At 32.9% G+C, this 17,294-nt stretch carries 16 protein-coding genes; 14 read left to right on the forward strand and 2 right to left on the reverse strand.

The annotated features are described in order from the left end of the window. Positions 1-15 precede the first annotated feature (15 nt). The 4 genes from ASE21_RS10860 to ASE21_RS22315 all read left to right on the forward strand — a co-directional run bounded on the left by ASE21_RS10860 (position 16) and on the right by ASE21_RS22315 (position 5,832). A complete protein-coding gene (locus ASE21_RS10860) occupies positions 16-948 on the forward strand; it encodes a type IX secretion system membrane protein PorP/SprF (protein WP_057122681.1) in 933 nt (310 codons plus the stop codon). A gap of 11 nt (positions 949-959) precedes the next feature. After that, on the forward strand, positions 960-2,897 hold the full coding sequence (locus tag ASE21_RS10865) for an OmpA family protein (protein WP_057122682.1): 1,938 nt from the start codon (positions 960-962) through the stop codon (positions 2,895-2,897). 246 nt (positions 2,898-3,143) lie between these two features. Beyond that, positions 3,144-5,147 (forward strand): NAD-dependent DNA ligase LigA, encoded by a 2,004-nt coding sequence (ligA, locus tag ASE21_RS10870; RefSeq protein WP_057122683.1) that lies wholly within the window; start codon positions 3,144-3,146, stop codon positions 5,145-5,147. A 379-nt stretch (positions 5,148-5,526) separates the two neighbouring features. After that, positions 5,527-5,832, forward strand: a complete 306-nt coding sequence (locus tag ASE21_RS22315; protein ID WP_242410253.1) for a hypothetical protein — start codon at positions 5,527-5,529, stop codon at positions 5,830-5,832. On the opposite strand, the gene ASE21_RS10880 is transcribed toward ASE21_RS22315, so the two are convergent. Beyond that, complete coding sequence (locus ASE21_RS10880; RefSeq protein ID WP_057122685.1) at positions 5,822-6,733, reverse strand: bifunctional metallophosphatase/5'-nucleotidase; 912 nt, start codon at positions 6,731-6,733, stop codon at positions 5,822-5,824. The genes ASE21_RS22315 and ASE21_RS10880 overlap by 11 nt on opposite strands. Positions 6,734-6,842: 109 nt before the next feature. Beyond that, complete coding sequence (locus ASE21_RS10885; protein WP_057122686.1) at positions 6,843-7,622, reverse strand: 5'-nucleotidase C-terminal domain-containing protein; 780 nt, start codon at positions 7,620-7,622, stop codon at positions 6,843-6,845. 46 nt (positions 7,623-7,668) lie between these two features. On the opposite strand from ASE21_RS10885, the gene ASE21_RS10890 reads away from it, so the two are divergent. The 10 genes from ASE21_RS10890 (at position 7,669) to coaE (ending at position 17,237) form a co-directional block, all read left to right on the forward strand. Then, entirely contained in the window at positions 7,669-8,181 is a 513-nt protein-coding gene (locus ASE21_RS10890; RefSeq protein ID WP_057122687.1) for a DUF6913 domain-containing protein, read from the forward strand. A gap of 16 nt (positions 8,182-8,197) precedes the next feature. After that, entirely contained in the window at positions 8,198-9,079 is an 882-nt protein-coding gene (gene dapA / locus ASE21_RS10895; protein ID WP_057122688.1) for a 4-hydroxy-tetrahydrodipicolinate synthase, read from the forward strand. 138 nt (positions 9,080-9,217) lie between these two features. Continuing rightward, positions 9,218-10,012: an outer membrane protein assembly factor BamD gene (locus tag ASE21_RS10900; RefSeq protein WP_057122689.1), complete on the forward strand. Its 795-nt coding sequence runs from the start codon at positions 9,218-9,220 to the stop codon at positions 10,010-10,012. 9 nt (positions 10,013-10,021) lie between these two features. Then, positions 10,022-10,339 carry a DNA-directed RNA polymerase subunit omega gene (locus ASE21_RS10905; RefSeq protein WP_007807938.1) on the forward strand — a complete coding sequence of 106 codons (318 nt, stop codon included), beginning with the start codon at positions 10,022-10,024 and terminating at the stop codon, positions 10,337-10,339. Positions 10,340-10,348: 9 nt separating this feature from the next. After that, on the forward strand, positions 10,349-11,563 hold the full coding sequence (coaBC, locus tag ASE21_RS10910; protein WP_057122690.1) for a bifunctional phosphopantothenoylcysteine decarboxylase/phosphopantothenate--cysteine ligase CoaBC: 1,215 nt from the start codon (positions 10,349-10,351) through the stop codon (positions 11,561-11,563). A 67-nt stretch (positions 11,564-11,630) separates the two neighbouring features. Continuing rightward, on the forward strand, positions 11,631-12,515 hold the full coding sequence (locus ASE21_RS10915; RefSeq protein ID WP_057122691.1) for a DUF4835 family protein: 885 nt from the start codon (positions 11,631-11,633) through the stop codon (positions 12,513-12,515). 55 nt (positions 12,516-12,570) lie between these two features. Then, positions 12,571-14,223: a DNA repair protein RecN gene (gene recN / locus ASE21_RS10920; protein ID WP_057122692.1), complete on the forward strand. Its 1,653-nt coding sequence runs from the start codon at positions 12,571-12,573 to the stop codon at positions 14,221-14,223. A gap of 107 nt (positions 14,224-14,330) precedes the next feature. Further along, on the forward strand, positions 14,331-15,521 hold the full coding sequence (gene fabV / locus ASE21_RS10925; RefSeq protein ID WP_057122693.1) for an enoyl-ACP reductase FabV: 1,191 nt from the start codon (positions 14,331-14,333) through the stop codon (positions 15,519-15,521). Between the two features lie 119 nt (positions 15,522-15,640). Then, entirely contained in the window at positions 15,641-16,639 is a 999-nt protein-coding gene (locus tag ASE21_RS10930; RefSeq protein WP_057122694.1) for a glycosyltransferase, read from the forward strand. A gap of 1 nt (position 16,640) precedes the next feature. Beyond that, positions 16,641-17,237 carry a dephospho-CoA kinase gene (gene coaE, locus ASE21_RS10935; protein WP_057122695.1) on the forward strand — a complete coding sequence of 199 codons (597 nt, stop codon included), beginning with the start codon at positions 16,641-16,643 and terminating at the stop codon, positions 17,235-17,237. Positions 17,238-17,294: the final 57 nt, after the last annotated feature.

A 17,294-nucleotide genomic window follows, 5' to 3' on the forward strand; every position in this document is an offset into this window, starting at 1 on the left:
TAAATAAGTATCGTTATGAAACTATATATAAAACCATTAGAAACGTATTTAATTTTAATATGTTCTTTTATTACAGTTTGCGTCAGTGCACAACAAGATCCTCAATATACGCAGTATATGTATAATACAATGGCGGTAAATCCGGCTTATGCCGGATCTACCGGCACTCTCGAAGCCACTCTTTTGCACCGTTCACAATGGGTAGGGATTTCCGGAGCACCTGAAACACAGTCGTTTTCAATTCACGGACCTCTTTCAAATGAAAAAATAGGTTTGGGATTAAGTGTTGTAAACGACAAAATAGGTCCTTCCAGTGAATTATACCTTGACGGAAACTTCTCTTATTCATTACCTCTTGGATATGAAAAAAGATTAGCCTTTGGTATAAAAGCAGGTATGAGAATGCTTAATATAGATTGGTCTAAAGGAAGATATTACAATGACAATGATGTTCTCCTAAACCAAAATATAGACAATCAAATGAAATTGGCAGTAGGAGCCGGGATTTACTATTATACTGAAAAATGGTATTTAGGCTTTTCTATTCCAAGTTTTATTGAAAACAATTATTATGATGATGTACAGGAATCTATAGATTACGATCGTTTGCATTATTTTTTAATGGGAGGGTATGTTTTTGATTTGAACCCAAATTTAAAGTTCAAACCAGCATTTTTAGTAAAAGCAGTAAGCGGGGCACCAATTACTGCAGATGTATCGGCGAATTTTATGATTGCTGAGAAATTTGTTATTGGCGGATCATACAGAACAGATGATTCAGTAAGTATTCTGGCAGGTTTTCAAATATCTCCTAGTTTTTATCTGGGTTATGCTTTTGATTACACTACAAGTCAATTGAATAAATACAATGATGGAACACATGAGTTCATCCTGCGTTATTCATTCAACAAAGGCCAAAGCAAAATTAAATCTCCTCGATTCTTCTAAAAACAAAACATATGAAAAAAATATATATCCTAAGTTTAGTCTTGAGCATTACGTTTAGTTTTGCTCAAAAGACTAATTTAAAGAAAGCCGATGCTTTGTTTAGAAATTACTCGTATACAGATGCTTCAAAAGCATACGAGGAAATTTTGCAGAACATCAAAAATCCATCTGCACAAACTTTAAAAAACGCCGCAGACTCGTATTATTTTATTTCTGATGCCCGAAATGCGCTTAAATGGTACAGAAAATTATACGAAGTTCAGGGAAATAATTTAACAGACATTTACTATCTGAGATATATTCAAACCATGAAAGCAGTAATGGATTATGAGGAAGCAGATAGAGTAACCAAAGAGTATCTGGATAAAAAAGGAGACCAAAAGGAAATTGACCGCTATGTTACCCAGAAAAAACAACTGGACAGCTTAGCAAAGGCAAAATCATTGTATCAAATTAAAAATCTGGATATTAATACCAGTAAATCTGATTTTGGAACAACATTTTATCAGGACAAAATTGTCTTTACATCGGCAAGGGATACCACTAAGTTTAGTGAAAAACTATACACTTGGAACAATCAGCCTTTCCTGAATTTATATGTTTCTGAAAGAAATCCTGCAGACGGAAGCCTGTTTAATGAAAGCTTATTCATACCCAATGTAATGAGTAAATATCATGAAGCTACGGCAACTTTTGATGCATCTGGAAAAACGATTTACTATACTACTAACATTTTAAAGAAAAACAAGTTGGTTGTTGATGGTGATAAAGTCAATAACTTTCAAATTGTAAAAGGTTCAGTTGTAGATAATAAATTAGAAAATCCGCAAAATGTTTTCTTTAACAGCGAAGATTATTCAGTAGGGCATCCTTCTTTAAGTGATGACGGACAATGGCTTTTCTTTGCATCAGATATGCCGGGAGGTTTTGGAGAAACAGATTTATATGTGGTGAAAATTGCCGATGACGGAACAATGAGTTCTCCGTTAAATCTCGGACCAAAAATTAACACCATTGGTAATGATCTTTTTCCTTACTACAGAAACGGAATGCTGTATTTTTCTTCAGACGGGCATTACGGACTTGGAGATTTAGATGTTTACGAAAGCAAATTTCTGCCTGACGGAACTTTTACAACACCCAGAAACCTTGGTGCTCCTATAAATAGCAACACAGATGATTTTGCTTATATTGTAGACAAGTCAGACAGTTATGGATATGTTTCCTCCAACAGAGCAGGAGGTAAGGGTGACGACGATATTTATTCTTTTGTAAAAGGAAAACCTGTTTGTAACCAAAGTATTTCCGGAATGGCAATTGACAGAAAATCTAAACTTCCTCTGGCAGACGTTACCGTAATGGCTTATAACTCTTTTAAAGAGGTTTTAGGAGAAACAAAAACCAATTACGAAGGAAAATATGCAATTGTAGTACCATGTAATAAAGTTGTCAATATGATTGCGGCTAAACCGAATTACAGCAGCGACGAAAGAACGGTAGAAACTACAAAAGAAAACGAAGGCGAAATTCCGAACATAAATTTTGAACTCAGCAATTATGATGACTTAGTGGTTAAAAAGAAAGGTGTTGAAAAAGTAGATGTTAATCCAATTTATTTTGATTATGACAAGTACGATATTACACCTCTGGCAATTACAGAATTGACGAAAGTCGTTTTCATCATGCAGAAGTTTCCAAATATCAGAATCAAAATCGAATCGCATACAGATTCAAGAGGAAAAGATGCTTATAATTTAAAACTTTCAGATAATAGAGCAAAATCAACAAGAGATTATATTATCTCTCAGGGAATAGATGCTTCAAGAATCGAAAGTGCTATTGGTTATGGTGAAAGCCGCTTAATCAATAAATGCAAAAATGGAGTTAAATGTACTGAAGAAGAACATTTGTTAAACAGACGCTCCGATTTTATCATTATTCAAAAGTAGTACTATGTTTGCGTTTAATTAATTGATAATTAGATTTTAAAATATAGAACGCAGAAACCATTTGGAAGTTGGTTTTTTAAAATTCTTTTTTAAGAATAATGGACAAGGAGAAAATCAGGCCGCAAGTTTTTGCAGCCTGATTTTTGATTTTATAAAACTTTCGCTTTATTGTTTTTTGAAACCAAAATAATCCTAATTTTGATATTCATTTATTTTGAAATCACAATCAGCATTATTTAATATTTTATGAGTATTCAGGAAACCATTCAAACATTAAGAGACGAACTTAATCAGCACAATTACAACTATTATGTGCTGGATAACGCCACAATTTCTGATTATGATTTTGATATAAAACTGAAAGAACTTCAGGATCTGGAAAATAAACATCCGGAATTTTTTGATGAAGATTCCCCAACGCAGAGAGTGGGCGGAACCGTTACAAAAAACTTTAAAACCATTCCGCACCAATTCAGAATGTATTCTCTTGATAATTCTTACTCAAAAGAAGATTTAATAGATTGGGAAAACAGAATTCAGCGTGTTTTAGGAAATGTAAATCTGCAATATACCTGTGAGTTAAAATACGACGGAGCTTCAATCAGTATTTCTTATGAAAACGGAAAACTTTCTCAGGCTTTAACGCGTGGAGATGGTTTTCAGGGAGATGAGGTTACCAATAATATTAAAACAATCAAATCGATTCCAATAAAATTAAAAGGCGATTATCCTGAAAAATTTGATATTCGCGGTGAAATCATTCTTCCGTATGCCGGTTTTGAAAAAATGAATCAGGAGTTAATTGAAATAGGAGAAACACCATATTCAAATCCACGAAATACAGCTTCAGGAAGTTTAAAATTGCAGGACAGTGCTGAGGTTGCAAAACGTCCGCTGGAATGTCTTTTATATACTGTTGCCGGAAATAATCTTCCTTTTAAAACACAATATGAAGGACTGGAATCTGCCAGAAAATGGGGATTTAAAGTACCAAACGAAGCCAAGCTTGTCAATAACATGCAGGAAGTTTTTGAATTTATTGATTATTGGGATGTTCACCGTCATAAATTGCCTTACGAAACTGACGGCGTTGTCATAAAAGTAAACAGTATTCATTCTCAGGAAGAATTAGGATATACCGCAAAATCACCACGCTGGGCAATTGCTTATAAATTCAAATCAGAACAGGTTTCGACTAAATTAAAATCAATTTCCTATCAGGTCGGACGTACAGGAGCCATTACTCCGGTTGCCAATCTGGAGCCGGTTCAATTAGCGGGAACTATTGTAAAAAGAGCTTCACTTCATAATGCAGATCAAATTGAAAAGCTCGATATTAGAATAAATGATACCGTTTTTGTTGAAAAAGGGGGAGAAATCATTCCTAAAATTATTGCGGTAGATTTTGACAAACGTCCGGAAGATTCTCAAGTAACACATTATATAACACATTGTCCGGAATGCCAGACAGAATTAGTGAGAAATGCTGGAGAAGCCAATCATTACTGTCCTAACTTTTATGGATGTCCGCCTCAAATTGTAGGCAGAATTCAGCATTTTATATCAAGAAAAGCAATGGATATTGAAGGACTTGGCGGAGAAACAGTTGCTTTGCTTTTCAAGAATAATTTAGTTCATAATTATGCAGATTTATATGAATTAAAGGTAGAAGATATTCTTCATTTAGAAAGAATGGCAAAAAAATCGGCAGAAAATTTGGTAAATGGAGTTGAAAAATCAAAAGAAATTCCGTTTGAAAGTGTTTTGTTCGCCCTTGGAATTCGTTTTGTTGGAGAAACTGTAGCCAAAAAATTAGCAAAACATTATAAAAATATAGATGCGCTGAGCCGTGCTTCGCTAATGGATTTAATTTTGGTTGATGAAATTGGAGAAAGAATTGCCAGAAGCGTTGTTGAATTTTTTGAAAACGAAGAAAATAAAATTATAATTGAACGACTAAAAAGTTATGGTGTTCAATTTGAAACCGTAGAAAGAATAAACCCAAATGCAACCGAAAAATTTATTGGAAAAACTTTTGTTGTTTCAGGAGTTTTCAGTCAGTTTTCGAGAGATGAATTAAAAAAGACAATTGAAGATAACGGTGGAAAAGTAGGAAGTTCAATTTCTGCAAAAACCGACTTCGTCGTAGCTGGAGACAATATGGGACCGGCTAAATTAGAAAAAGCAAATAAATTAAATATACCAATACTCTCTGAAGATGATTTTATAACTAAACTGAATGAAGGCTAATAAACCATCGTTAATTTTATTCTTCCTCGCGTTACTGTTTACAATCATATTCGATTGGGCAGAACAAGATTTTCTTGCAATTTATGCAAAGGCAATTGTTCTGCCCGCGATTTTTATTTATTTTTTAATCAGCAGTGAGTTTAAGATTAAAAAGACAGAAAGTTTTATTTTTCTTTTTTGTTTTATAGGTCAGGTCTTCGATCTTATGGATGTTGAGGTTTCAGAAATGGGCGCTGTCATAAGTTTTCTTATAGTATACGCCTTAATCATGAAACTTTTTTTATTAGAACATCCACGAATAAGGCTTAAAAAAAAAGATATTCTCCCCATCTCAATAGTGATAATTTTTATTGTTTATCTGCTTATTTCAGTGCTCAGCATGAAATTTGACAATACAAAAGAATTCAAATATATCTATATTATTTATGGCTTAATCCTGAGTTATATAAGTTATTTCTCTTTTGTAAGCTATATTACAAAAGGAACATTTATAACACTCTTAATGTCATTAATGGCAGTAAGTTATATATTTTCAGATATATTCTACATCTTCAACCAATATTTTTCACACTCGGTTGTAATGGTTTTAATACGGGATATTACACAAATTTTAGCCTATTATTTTATGGTCGAATATTTTCTGCAAAAAGCAAAAATGAAGAAAAAGAGAACTTTTATACAATAATTGATCTCGCCTGATTGCTGTGTGCTTTATCTTTATCAAAATAAAAATCGATACGGCCTAAATTAATTCCGTAACAGCCAACCTGATTTACCAAAACGTTTTCTCCTGCTTTATTTTTTACAATTGTTGGCTTATCCAGAAAAGTATGTGTATGTCCGCCAATAATTAAATCAATATCCTGCGTAAGTTCTGCCAGTTTCAAATCAGAAATTTTCGAAGGTTCGTCTTTGTATTTATAGCCAAGATGTGAAAGACAAACAACCAAATCACATTTTTCTTCCTGTTTTAATAAACGTGTCATATCGTGCGCAATTTCTACAGGATCATTATAGACTGTTTCTTTATAAAGCTGTTTATCAACTAAACCCTGAAGTTCAATTCCTAAACCAAAAACACCAACTTTAATTCCGTTTTTATTGAATATCTTATAAGGTTTTACAAGACCATTCATTACAGTGTTTTTAAAATCGTAATTAGAATTTATAAATTCAAAAGTGGCATGGGGCATTTGCGCATACAAACCATCAAGGCCGTTATCAAAATCATGGTTACCAATCGTAGATGCATCATATTTCATCATACTCATCAGCTTAAATTCTAGTTCGCCTCCGTAATAATTAAAGTACGGAGTTCCCTGAAAAATATCACCCGCATCAAGTAAAAGGACATTTGGATTTTCCTTACGAATTGTTTCGATAAGAGCTGCACGACGGGATACGCCGCCTTTATTTGGATTACGGGGATCATCAGCCGGAAACGGATCAATATGGCTGTGAACATCGTTTGTATGAAGAATCGTTAAGTGGTTAATATCGTTATTTTCAAAACTGCTCAATGATAATCCCAAACCAATTAAGGCAGTGCTTGCAGCGGTTTTTTCGATAAATTCTCTTCTTTTCATTTTGTATATTTTTTGCGGGGAACTTTATATTTTGATGTTTTCTTTGCCGCGAATTTTACAGATTTGCACAAATTTAATTGTCGAAAAAATAATTCGCAGCTAACTCTTTTTATTCTTCTGTAATACGAATATCTCTCGGTACCGGAATGGTATCAACTTCTTTAAAATAGTCAATCAATACATTTCGAAGCTTATAATTCAAATGATATTTCTGAATATTTTTTGAGAAGAAACTCATATTATCGCCGCCATTGGCTAAATAATCATTTGTAGCCACATAATAGGTTTTAGAAATATCAAAAGGTTTTCCCTGAATCATGATATTTTTAGCCGTATTGTCTTTTGCAATGGTAAAAGTCATTCCCGACAAAGGATGTGGTTTTTTCTCTCGGATAATATAAGAAGTGATTTCTAAAATCTGATCTCCTTTTAAAGCCAGAACTACCATACTATTTTCAAAAGGCATAATTTCATAAGCAGATCTAGTCGTAACATTTCCTTTTGGCAAAATTGCCCTTATACCGCCATGATTTAAAAAACAAATATCAATCATTTTATTTTCGCGGGGTTTAAAAACTTTATTACCTCTTTCGAGACAAACATCGGATAATAAATTTCCAATAGTAGTCTGCCATTTTCCAGTACTTTTATCCAGGGTTTCCGGACAGTAAGCAAGAATGCTGTCTAAATCCTTATTAATATGATCGCGATACGGTTTAATAAATTTTTCAATTTCAGGAGTTTCTGCACTGTTTTCTGCAACAGGAAGCTGTTTTCCTTCTATCTTCGTTAAGTTATAATTCTTGGGACTGCAAGAAATTATTGAAAGAAGTGTTAAGAATATAACAAAAAGTTTTAAAAATCGGTTATACTTTTTTAGTTTTACCATTTTAAATGCGGCTTAAATAATTAATTTTGTAATTCGTAAAAGTACTATGTTTTTAGATTATATAAAGGAATTTTTTGTAAAAAAATCATTAAAAAATCACTTGAATACTATCAAAAACGAAGTTTTTACCAGCAATATACAAACCATTGGTTTGTTGGTTGATGAAAGTAAATTCCACTACTCTAAAGAGTTAATAAATGAAATGGTATCAAACGGAATTGTTGCTGAAAACATTAAAATTGCTGTGTATAAAAGTAAATTTGATAAAAAAAAGACATATTCAAGACCTGCTTTTGGTAAACAACACATCAATTGGAAAGGTCAGATCATTGAAAATTTTTTAAACGAATTTATTGATACGGAATTTGATCTTCTGATTAGTTATTATAATGAGGAATCTCCCATTTTAATGATGCTGACCAGTAAATCAAAAGCAAGATTTAAAGTTGGATTTTCTTCTGTCGATCAAAAATTAAACAGATGGATGATAAATACCGATATCTCAGAATATAAACTTTTTGTAACAGAATTGTTTAAGTATTTAAAAAGTATAAAGTAAAATTATAAATCAAAATATGCAATCATTAATAGGAACTGGTGTTGCGCTTGTAACTCCATTTAAAAAAGACTTTTCAGTAGATATCGAAGCCTTGCAGCGCATCGTTAACTTTTCGATTGACGGAGGAGTTGAATATCTTGTGGTTATGGGTACAACTGCAGAAAATGCAACTTTAACACAAGAAGAAAAAGAGCTGGTTATTAACACCGTAATTGATGTTAATAAAGGAAGACTGCCTTTAATTCTTGGAGTTGGAGGAAATAACACTATGCAAGTTGTAGAAGAATTAAAAACAAGGGATTTCTCTGCTTTTGAGGCTATACTTTCAGTTTCTCCATATTATAATAAACCAACACAGGAAGGAATTTACCAGCACTTTAAAGCTATTGCAGAAGCCTCTCCGGTGCCGGTAATTTTATATAATGTTCCGTCAAGAACTTCAAGCAATATGCTGCCTTCAACGGTAATTCGTTTAGCAAATGACTTTCAGAATGTTGTAGCGATAAAAGAGGCAGCCGGCGATATGGCACAGGCATTAAGACTTATAAAAGATGCACCAAAAGATTTCCTTGTAATTTCAGGAGATGATATGATTGCTTTACCAATTGTTTTAGCAGGTGGAGCAGGTGTGATTTCAGTAATTGGACAGGGTTTTCCAAAAGAATTTTCAGAAATGATTCGTTTGGGACTCAATAAAAAAGCTGCCGAAGCGTTTAAAACACAATATTTATTGTCAGATTGTATTGATATGATTTTCGAACAGGGAAATCCAGCCGGAATTAAACAAGTTTTTCAGGCCATGAATATTGCAGAAAACACTGTACGTCTGCCTTTAGTTTCTGTAGATGAATCTTTAGCAAACCGATTAAATGATTTTGTTAAGCATAGCATTAAATAATTGTTAAAGTGTTAGTATTTTAATATACTAAAAAATTATTTTGCAGTCGCTAAATTAATGACTAAATTTGCACCCGAAACTTCGGTGTGGTTTTTACTTTGGCATAATGTCTAAGAAAATCATAATAAAAGTAAATAAATGAAAAAAATAGTATCTCTATTAATTGTTGCTGCCCTTTTTTGTTCTTGTAGTGAGTATCAAAAAGCTTTAAAAAATGAAGATGTCGCAGCAAAATTCGAAGTAGCGACAAAAATGTATGATGCTGGTAAATATAATAAGGCGATCCGCCTTTTTGAACAACTGGCGCCTACTTATAGAGGTAAACCTCAGGCTGAAAAACTTTTTTATATGTTTTCTCAGTCCTATTACAAAACAAAACAATATTATTTGGCAGGATATCAATTTGAAAGTTTTGTTTCAGGATATCCGCGAAGCGAAAAAGTACAGGAAGCTGCATTTTTAGGAGCTTACAGTTATTCAAAACTGGCGCCGGTTTATAGTTTAGATCAGACTGATACGGTAAAAGCTCTGGAGAAATTACAGGCATTTATTGATAATTATCCAAATTCTGAATATGTGGCCCAGGCAAATGCGACGGTACAGGTGCTAAATGGAAAATTAGAGAAAAAAGCATACGAAAATGCTAAAGGATACAATGAAATTTCAGATTATAAATCGGCTCTCGTAGCTTTTGATAATTTTATCGCTGATTTTCCGGGAACTCCTTTCAAAGAAGATGCTTTATTTTATAAATATGATTCTGCATATAAGTTAGCAATAAACAGTGTTCCTTCAAAAATGGAAGAGCGTTTAAATATTGCCAAAACAGCTTACGCAAACTTAATGAAGTTTAAAAGCGATACAAAATATAAAAAAGAGGCAGACGAAATGAATGCCAAAGTTGAAACGGATTTACAAAAATATACTAAATAAAAATAAGTCATGGATTTAAAAAAGACGAATGCTCCTGTTAATACAATAACTTACAACAAAACAGTTATTGAAGAGCCAACAGGAAATGTGTATGAAGCAATTACCATTATGGCTAAAAGAGCAAACCAGATTAATTCTGAAATTAAAAAAGAATTAACGGAGAAATTAGAAGAGTTTGCTACTTACAATGACAGTCTTGAAGAAGTTTTTGAAAATAAAGAACAAATTGAAGTTTCGAAATTTTACGAAAAATTACCAAAACCACACGCTTTAGCTGTTCAGGAATGGTTAGACGGAAAAACTTACCACAGAGGTTCAAACAAATAATATAGTACAATGTCAGTTTTAAACGGAAAAAAGATTTTACTGGGAGTTTCCGGTGGAATTGCAGCGTATAAAACAGCCTCATTAGTACGACTTTTTATAAAAGCAGGTGCACATGTCCAAGTGATAATGACACCTGCTTCTAAGGATTTTGTAACTCCACTTACGTTATCTACGTTGTCAAAAAATCCTGTTCATTCCAGTTTCTTCAATCAGGATGATGAAGATGCTGTATGGAATAATCACGTTGAATTAGGTCTTTGGGCAGATTTAATGTTAATTGCTCCCGCAACAGCAAATACATTGTCAAAAATGGCCACAGGAAACTGCGATAATCTTTTAATTGCAACTTATTTATCGGCTAAATGTCCTGTTTATTTTGCTCCGGCAATGGATCTGGATATGTACAAACATCCTTCTACAATTTCGAGTTTTAATGCCTTAAAGCAATTTGGAAATATAATAATTCCAGCCGAAAAAGGAGAACTGGCAAGTGGTTTGTCCGGAGAAGGCCGAATGGCTGAACCGGAAAATATTGTGGCTTTTCTTGAAGCTGATTTAGAAAGTAAACTGCCTCTTAAAGGAAAAAAAATACTAATTACTGCAGGCCCAACATACGAAGCAATTGATCCTGTGCGTTTTATAGGAAATCATTCTTCTGGAAAAATGGGGTTTGATATTGCAAATCAGGCGGCAAATCTGGGAGCTGAAGTTATTTTAGTTTCGGGACCAACACATTTCAGGGTTAAAAATTCCTCGATTGAAGTTATAAGTGTAATGTCTGCGCAAGAGATGTATGAGGCTTGTCATAAATATTATGAGAATGTTGATGTGGCAATTGCAGCGGCCGCTGTAGCAGATTACAGGCCAAAAGAAGTAGCTTTGCAAAAGATTAAAAAAAATGCAGAAGAGTTTTCGATTGAATTAGAAAAAACAAAAGATATTTTATTTTCTTTAGGAGCAGCCAAAAAAGATCAGTTTTTAATTGGATTTGCTCTCGAAACTGAAAACGAAATCGAAAATGCTAAGTTGAAAATCCAGAAAAAAAACTTAGATTTGATAGTATTAAATTCTTTGCAGGATGCAGGTGCCGGTTTTAAAAAAGAAACCAATAAAGTAACTTTTATTGATAAAAATTTTAATATCGAACCAATGGAATTGAAATCGAAAGAATTTGTGGCAGTCGATATTTTAAACAAAGTGGTTTCACATTTTTTAAAATCATAAAGTTTTAAATATTTTCTAAAAAGTAAGAATAGTTGTTCTATTTTTGCTAATTAAAAAATTGTATTGTATGAACAAAATAGTTACTCTTTTCGTATTTTTTATTTTTGGCTTTTCTCAGGCCCAGCAGTTAAATTGTACTGTAACTATCAATACAGAAAGGCTTGCTACGCCAAACCAGCAGATTTTTAAAACACTTCAGACCGCTTTATCAGAATTTGTAAATAAAACAGACTGGACAGGTTCGGTTTTAAAGCAAAATGAAAGAATTAACTGTTCCATGTACATAACCTTGTCTTCTTACAGTTCAGATCAGTTTACAGGAACAATTCAGGTACAGTCTTCCAGATTAATTTATAATTCGACGTATTCTTCGCCGGTTTTGAACTTTAACGATAAAGATTTTAATTTTAGATATACAGAGTACGAACCACTTTTATTTAATCCGTCTGTTTTTGAATCTAATTTAGTGTCTGTAGTTTCTTTTTACAGTTATGTAATTTTAGGAATGGATGCAGATACTTTTCAAAGCGGTGCCGGAAATCAATATCTTGAAACTGCCCAAAACATTGCAAGTATTGCGCAGCAAGGCGGTTTTAAAGGATGGAGCCAGTCAGACGGACTTCAAAACCGTTATTATTTAATAAATGATATGCTTTCTCCCATGTATACTGATTTACGTCAGACTACTTTTTTATATCATACGGGCTTAGATACAATGAGTAATGATTTAAAATCAGCAAAAGAGAAAGTAAAATCTTCTTTATTACTTATTGCAAAAGTAAATTCAGTTAGACCGAATGCCTTTTTGACCCGAGTATTTTTTGATGCAAAATCAGATGAAATTGTGTCTATTTTTTCAGGAGGACCGAGTATTCCAATTACAGACTTAACAGATGTTCTGAATAGAGTTTCTCCTTTAAATACTACAAAATGGTCGCAAATTAAGTTTTAAAAACTTAATTTTTTTTACTTTCTTCGTAGTACTTTTATTTTTATAATTTTCCTTTATGATAACTTCACTGTCGATTAAAAATTATGCTCTGATTGAAAAACTTTCTATAGATTTTTCAAAAGGTTTTTCTATAATTACAGGAGAAACCGGTGCAGGTAAATCGATTATTTTAGGTGCGATTGGACTTGTGTTAGGAAAAAGAGCCGATCTTACTTCATTAAAAAATAAAGAAGAAAAATGTGTTATTGAAGCACAATTTGAAATCTCAAAATACAATTTAAAAGAGTTTTTTGAAGCCAATGATCTTGATTATGAAGATGAAACAATAATCAGACGTGAAATTCTGCCTTCGGGAAAATCTCGCGCATTTATTAATGACAGTCCCGTAAATCTTCAGGAACTGCAGGATTTAAGTTTGTTTTTAATTGATATTCATTCGCAGCAGCAAACTCAGGAACTGTCTGATGAAAATGTTCAGTTTAAAATAATTGATGCGATTGCAAAAAATACTGAAATCATTTTGTCTTATCAGGATTTATTAAAAGTTTATAAATCAGATAAATCAAAATTAAATGCACTGCTTAAAAAACAGAGTGATTCAGGAAAAGAACAGGAATACAATACATTTTTATTGAATGAATTGGTTTCGGCTAAATTAAAATCCGGAGAGCAGGCAGAATTAGAATCTGATTTTGAGAAACTAAATAATGTTGAAATTATCAAAGAATCGATTGATAAATCGCTTGTAATTGCAAACGAAGAGCAATTTGGTATTTTTCATAATCTGAATGAAATCAAATCTGCTTTACAGAAAATTGCCCCTTTCTCAACAGAATACCAAAATTTATTTGACAGGGTTACCAGTATATCAATTGAGTTTGATGATATTTCAAAAGAACTTCAAAATGCTTCTGAAAAGCTTTTAAACGATCCGGAGCAATTAGAATTGGTAAGTCAAAAACTGCAATTAATTTTTAATCTGCAGAAAAAACATCACGTTAATTCTGTAGACGAACTGCTTCAAATTCAGGCAGATTTAGGAAATACACTTCTTGAATTAGACAATATTGAAGAAGAAATTGAAGCCTTGTCAAAATCAATTCAACAAAAAGCAAATGAATTAGATGCATTGGCAGCAGCAATTCATCAAAACAGAATAAACGCCATTCCGGTTTTATCAAACCAATTAATATCGATTTTGGAAACATTAGGAATGCCAAATGTTCGTTTTAATATGGAGCTTTTGCCATCTGAAACTTATTTTCAAAATGGAAAAGACGAATTACAATTTCTGTTTTCAGCTAACAAAGGAACAGATTTTGGTTTATTGAAAAAAGTAGCATCGGGTGGAGAAATGTCCCGCATTATGCTGGCTGTAAAAGCAATTTTAGCACAATATTCCAAATTGCCGACTCTTATTTTTGATGAAATCGATACAGGTGTTTCTGGAGAAATTGCTATCAGAATGGGGGAAATTATGAAAGAAATGAGTGCCAAAATGCAGATTTTTGCAATTACGCATTTACCTCAAATTGCAGCAAAAGGCGACTCTCATTTCAAAGTTTCCAAAGCAACAGTAGGCGATGACACACAGTCAGAATTAAAGCTATTGTCTCAGGACGAAAGAGTTATAGAAATTGCGCAAATGTTATCAGGTGCAGTGGTCTCAGATTCGGCTTTAAATCACGCTAAAGCCTTGTTGAACTAAAGAAATACTTTATATTTGTCATCGAAAAATAATTAAACAAAAACATGCATAAGCTGTCTTTTATCCTAATTTGATAAACGATCGGTTTATGAGTAAATAGAAAAAGTATGATTATAGAACCTAGAATGAGAGGATTTATTTGTTTGACTGCCCACCCAAAGGGAGCTGAGCAAAATGTCAAAAATCAAATTGAATATATCAAATCAAAAGGTGCAATTGCCGGAGCAAAAAAAGTATTAGTTATTGGTGCTTCAACAGGTTTCGGACTAGCTTCAAGAATTACAAGTGCTTTCGGATCTGATGCTGCTACAATTGGAGTTTTTTTTGAAAAACCGCCGGTTGAAGGAAAAACGGCTTCACCAGGCTGGTACAATTCTGCGGCTTTTGAAACTGAAGCTCATAAAGCAGGTCTATATGCAAAAAGTATCAATGGAGATGCTTTTTCAAATGAAATAAAAAGAGAAACTTTAGATTTAATTAAAGCTGATTTAGGTCAGGTAGATTTAGTTATCTATAGCTTAGCTTCTCCGGTAAGAACAAATCCTAACACAGGAGTTACACATCGTTCTGTTTTAAAACCAATCGGACAGACATTTACAAATAAAACAGTTGATTTTCATACTGGAAACGTAACAGAAGTTTCAATAGCTCCTGCAAACGAAGAAGATATTGAAAATACAGTTGCCGTAATGGGTGGCGAAGACTGGGCAATGTGGATCGATGCTTTAAAAAATGAAAATTTATTAGCAGAAGGAGCAACAACAATTGCTTATTCATACATAGGGCCAGAATTAACAGAAGCAGTTTACCGTAAAGGAACTATTGGACGTGCCAAAGACCATTTAGAAGCTACAGCTTTTACCATTACAGATAATTTAAAATCTATTGGCGGGAAAGCGTATGTTTCTGTAAATAAAGCATTAGTTACACAGGCAAGTTCTGCAATTCCGGTTATTCCGCTGTACATTTCTCTTTTATATAAAATCATGAAAGAAGAAGGGATTCACGAAGGATGTATCGAGCAGATTCAGCGTTTATTCCAGGAGAGATTATATACGGGTTCTGAGGTTCCTGTTGATGAAAAAGGAAGAATCAGAATTGATGATTGGGAAATGCGTGAAGATGTTCAGGCAAAAGTTGCTGAACTTTGGAAAGAAGCAACAACAGAAACATTACCGGCTATTGGAGACTTAGCAGGTTACAGAAATGATTTCTTAAATTTATTTGGATTTGAATTTGACGGAGTTGACTACAAAGCAGAAGCTAATGAGGTAGTTAATATCGACAGCATCAAATAAAAACATAAATCTTACAATTAAAACCATCAACCAAAAGTTGGTGGTTTTTTTATGAATATAACTATCTTTGCAGAAATTTTTAAAATTTACAATATTCCACTTAAAACCGCGTTCCCGCTATGATTTTTTCTTTAATTATACCCGTGTATAATCGTCCGGATGAAGTTGATGAACTTTTAGAAAGTCTTACAAAATCTGACTACAATGAAGCTTTTGAAATCGTTCTTGTAGAAGACGGATCTACTGTCCCTTGCAAAGATGTTGTAATGAACTATCAGGGGAAATTGAATATCTCTTATTATTTCAAGCCAAATTCAGGGCCGGGAGATTCAAGAAACTTTGGAATGCAGAAGGCCAGAGGGGATTATTTTATCATTTTTGATTCAGATTGTATAATTCCTTCCAACTACTTGACAGAAGTTCGCAAGGCTTTGGATGAAAAATATGTAGACTGTTTTGGTGGTCCGGATAAAGCTTTAAAAAGCTTTTCAAGCGTTCAAAAAGCAATCAATTTTGCTATGACATCTTTCTTGACAACGGGAGGAATTCGAGGCGGTTCTGAAAAAATAAATAAATTTCAGCCCCGCAGTTTTAATATGGGAATTTCAAAAAAGGCATTTGAAGCGTCAAAAGGTTTTGGGAACATTCATCCCGGCGAAGATCCGGACTTGTCTATCCGATTATGGAACTTAGGATTTGAAACCAGACTGTTTTCTGAGGCTTTTGTATATCATAAACGCAGAATTGACTGGGAAAAATTCTCAATTCAGGTAAAAAAATTCGGCATTGCAAGACCAATATTAAACAGTTGGTATCCAGAACATAATAAGTTAACTTTCTTTTTTCCAACGGTATTTATCCTGGGATTATTGATAGCTTTTTTACTATTAATTTTCAACATTGATATTTTATTACAATTATATTTTGTATATTTCGTTATTATTTTTCTTACAGCAAGTATCCAGAATAAAAGTATAAAAATTGGATATTTATCAGTAATTGCTGTATGGAAACAATTTTACGGTTATGGAACAGGATTTTTGGAATCTTTTATAAAAGTTGTTTTATTAAAAAAGAAACCACAAGAAGCTTTTCCTCGTATGTTTTTTAAGATATAGTATGACAAAAATTATCGGTTTGACCGGCGGAATAGGAAGCGGAAAAACAACAGTTGCCGGCTTTTTCAGAGAAATGGGAATTCCGGTTTATATCGCTGATGATGAAGCTAAAAAGTTAATGCAGTCGGAAGAAATTATTAATCAGATAAAAATTTCTTTTGGAGAATCGCTCTTTGATAATAATGTTTTAAATCGGGCAAAATTGGCTGACATTGTATTTAAGGATGCGGATAAACTGGCAGTGTTAAATTCGATTGTTCATCCCGTTGTAAAAAAGGATTTTCAAATTTGGCTTTCACAAAACAAAGACCAGCCGCTTGTAATTTATGAAGCCGCAATTTTATTTGAAAGCGGCAAGTATAAAGAATTTGATTATATACTTACTGTTGCTGCTCCTGAAGAAGTTAGAATTGAAAGAGTAATGCAGCGCGATAATGTTACAAAAGAACAGGTTTTAAGCAGAATGAAAATGCAGTGGAATGACGAAAAACGAATTTCTTTAAGCAATTTTGTTATTAATAACGTTAATCTTAAAATTGCTAAAGAAGAAGTTCTTAAAATTCTTAAAATTTTAAATATAAAACAAAAACAGTCTTAAATGTTAATATTTGGTTAATGTATTATTTAGTATATTGTTAAAATATTAATTTTGTTT

The organism is Flavobacterium sp. Root901, from assembly GCF_001429765.1.
GTDB lineage: Bacteria > Bacteroidota > Bacteroidia > Flavobacteriales > Flavobacteriaceae > Flavobacterium.

Coding starts and splice junctions, on each gene's coding strand:
- ASE21_RS10860 (WP_057122681.1), top strand. CDS start 16: ATGAAACTATATATAAAACCATTAGAAACGTATTTAATTTTAATATGT.
- ASE21_RS10865 (WP_057122682.1), top strand. CDS start 960: ATGAAAAAAATATATATCCTAAGTTTAGTCTTGAGCATTACGTTTAGT.
- ligA (WP_057122683.1), top strand. CDS start 3,144: ATGAGTATTCAGGAAACCATTCAAACATTAAGAGACGAACTTAATCAG.
- ASE21_RS22315 (WP_242410253.1), top strand. CDS start 5,527: ATGAAATTTGACAATACAAAAGAATTCAAATATATCTATATTATTTAT.
- ASE21_RS10880 (WP_057122685.1), bottom strand. CDS start 6,733: ATGAAAAGAAGAGAATTTATCGAAAAAACCGCTGCAAGCACTGCCTTA.
- ASE21_RS10885 (WP_057122686.1), bottom strand. CDS start 7,622: ATGGTAAAACTAAAAAAGTATAACCGATTTTTAAAACTTTTTGTTATA.
- ASE21_RS10890 (WP_057122687.1), top strand. CDS start 7,669: ATGTTTTTAGATTATATAAAGGAATTTTTTGTAAAAAAATCATTAAAA.
- dapA (WP_057122688.1), top strand. CDS start 8,198: ATGCAATCATTAATAGGAACTGGTGTTGCGCTTGTAACTCCATTTAAA.
- ASE21_RS10900 (WP_057122689.1), top strand. CDS start 9,218: ATGAAAAAAATAGTATCTCTATTAATTGTTGCTGCCCTTTTTTGTTCT.
- ASE21_RS10905 (WP_007807938.1), top strand. CDS start 10,022: ATGGATTTAAAAAAGACGAATGCTCCTGTTAATACAATAACTTACAAC.
- coaBC (WP_057122690.1), top strand. CDS start 10,349: ATGTCAGTTTTAAACGGAAAAAAGATTTTACTGGGAGTTTCCGGTGGA.
- ASE21_RS10915 (WP_057122691.1), top strand. CDS start 11,631: ATGAACAAAATAGTTACTCTTTTCGTATTTTTTATTTTTGGCTTTTCT.
- recN (WP_057122692.1), top strand. CDS start 12,571: ATGATAACTTCACTGTCGATTAAAAATTATGCTCTGATTGAAAAACTT.
- fabV (WP_057122693.1), top strand. CDS start 14,331: ATGATTATAGAACCTAGAATGAGAGGATTTATTTGTTTGACTGCCCAC.
- ASE21_RS10930 (WP_057122694.1), top strand. CDS start 15,641: ATGATTTTTTCTTTAATTATACCCGTGTATAATCGTCCGGATGAAGTT.
- coaE (WP_057122695.1), top strand. CDS start 16,641: ATGACAAAAATTATCGGTTTGACCGGCGGAATAGGAAGCGGAAAAACA.